The following is a 2,134-nucleotide window of genomic DNA, read 5'->3' as shown; positions in this document are numbered from 1 at the left end:
CTGCCGCGCGCACGCCAGCGCGCGAGCAGCGACATGCCGTCTTCCCCAGGCAGGCCCAGGTCCAGCACCACGGCATCGTAGTGGACCACGCCGAGCGCATGGTCGGCTTCGGCGCCGGTGCTGAACCAGTCGACCGCATAGTCGAGCAGCTGCAGGCCGCGCCGCAGCCCGTCGCCCAGCATCGGGTCGTCTTCAACGATAAGGATTCTCATATTCTCGGGTGGCCCGGACGTATCACGGTATTGTGCGCGCCCCGCCTTAATGTGCCATTAAGGTTCGCGAATTATCCTGCGCTCACTTTGCAGGCGCCCCGCTGTTCAACGCGGCGCGGGCCGCCAGCGTGGACATGGCCTTGTCACCCCCGCGCCTGCACGCCGCCACACGCGCGACCACTCACTGTTCCCCTTCAAGCCGAGCCTTTTGCGCATCATGCACCGTTCCGACCGCCTCGCCGCCGAGCCCGGGCTAATCACCGCGCGGCCCGCCGCGCCGTGGCATGCCACGCGGCTGGCGGGCGTGCCCGTGGTGACGCTCGGGCTGGTGGTGCTGGCATTCACGCTGCTTTGGTTCGGCACGCTGGGCGTGCGCCACCTGCTCGGGCCCGACGAGGGCCGCTATGCCGAGATCGCCCGCGAGATGCTGAGCACGAGCGACTGGGTCACGATCCGCTACAACGGGCTGAAGTACTTCGAGAAACCGCCGTTCCATATGTGGGCCACGGCGGTGTCGTACACGCTGTTCGGCGTCGGCGACTGGCAGGCGCGGCTGTGCGTGGCGCTGGCCGGCATCGCCGGGCTGGGGGTATCGATGCTGGCCGCCGCGCGCTGGTTCGGCGCGCGTGCGGGGCTGCTGGCCGGGCTGGTGCTGGCAAGCGCGCCCATGTGGAACGTCGCCGCGCACTTCAATACGCTGGACATGACGCTGTCCGGCATCATGGCCTGCGTGCTCGCGTGCATGCTGCTGGCCCAGCATCCGCACGCCACGGCGCCGGCGCGCCGCGGCTGGATGCTGGCGTGCTGGGCGGCCATGGGCGTGGCGCTGCTGACCAAGGGGCTGGTCGGGCTGGCGCTGCCGGGACTGGTGCTGGTGGTGTACACGTGCGTGACGCGCGACCTCGCACTGTGGCGCCGCCTGCATGCGCCGGCCGGCATCGCACTGCTGCTGCTGGTGGCGATGCCTTGGTACTGGCTGGTGGCGCGGCGCAATCCGGAATTCCTGCGCTTTTTCTTTATCCACGAGCACTGGCAGCGCTACACCTCGACCGTGCATGCGCGCAAGGGCGCGCTGTGGTACTTCGTGCCGCTGCTGGTGGGCGGCTTCCTGCCGTGGCTCGGACTGGTTCCCGGCATGGTCCGCGCGGTCAGGCAGCGTGCCGGCGTGGTTGCCACGGGTGGGTCCAGGCCATTCCAGCCTGCGCTGATGGCAGGGCTGTGGGCAGTGTCGATCTTCGTGTTCTTCAGCCTGTCGGGTTCGAAGCTGCCCGGCTACATCCTGCCGCTGTTTCCCGCACTGGCGATCCTGGCGGGCGCAGCGCTGGCGCGGACCGGCGACCAACCCTGGCGCAGGCAGCTGTGCGCCATGCTGGTGGTGGGCGCGATCGGCCTGCTGGCGAGCCCGGTCGTGGCCACGCTGGATTCCAACAACACCCCCAACGCGCTGTACCGCGCGTTCGCCGTATGGGCGGAGCTGGCATTCGCACTGGTGCTCGGCAGCGCCGCCATGGCGCTGTGGCTGCTGCGGCGGCATGGCCGCCTGGCCAGCATCACGGCCTATGCATTCGGCATGCTGCTGGCGTTCTCCACCGCATTGCTGGGCCATGAAGCGATCGGCCGCTCCGCCTCGGGCATCGACATGGTGGCGCCGATCGAACGCGTGCTGCGCCCCGGCATGCCGCTCTACGGCGTCGGCATGCTCGACCATACCCTGCCCTTCTACCTGCGCCATCCGCTCACCATGGTGACGCAGGCCGACGAGCTCGCTTTCGGCGCCGAACAAGAGCCGCAGAAGTGGCTGCCGACCCTCGACGCCTTCGTCGATGCCTGGCAGCACGGCCCGCGAGCCATCGCGCTGCTCTCGCCGCAGGCATTCTCTGAACTGAGCGCGCGCGTGCCGATGCATGTCGTCGCGCGCGACT

1 protein-coding gene and 1 pseudogene are annotated in these 2,134 nt (G+C 69.4%); one reads left to right on the top strand and one right to left on the bottom strand.

Annotated features, from left to right (window positions below; genetic code table 11):
* Positions 1-212: pseudogene (locus CF68_RS38365) on the bottom strand (response regulator); the annotation flags it as partial.
* A gap of 217 nt (positions 213-429) precedes the next feature.
* On the opposite strand from CF68_RS38365, the gene CF68_RS14990 reads away from it, so the two are divergent.
* Positions 430-2,134: glycosyltransferase family 39 protein (locus CF68_RS14990; RefSeq protein ID WP_035820262.1), on the top strand; the 1,705-nt coding region annotated here is incomplete at its 3' end.

This window comes from Cupriavidus sp. SK-4 (assembly GCF_000611125.1).
Taxonomy (GTDB): Bacteria; Pseudomonadota; Gammaproteobacteria; order Burkholderiales; family Burkholderiaceae; genus Cupriavidus; species Cupriavidus necator.
This window is presented reverse-complemented; position numbering and strand designations above follow the sequence as displayed.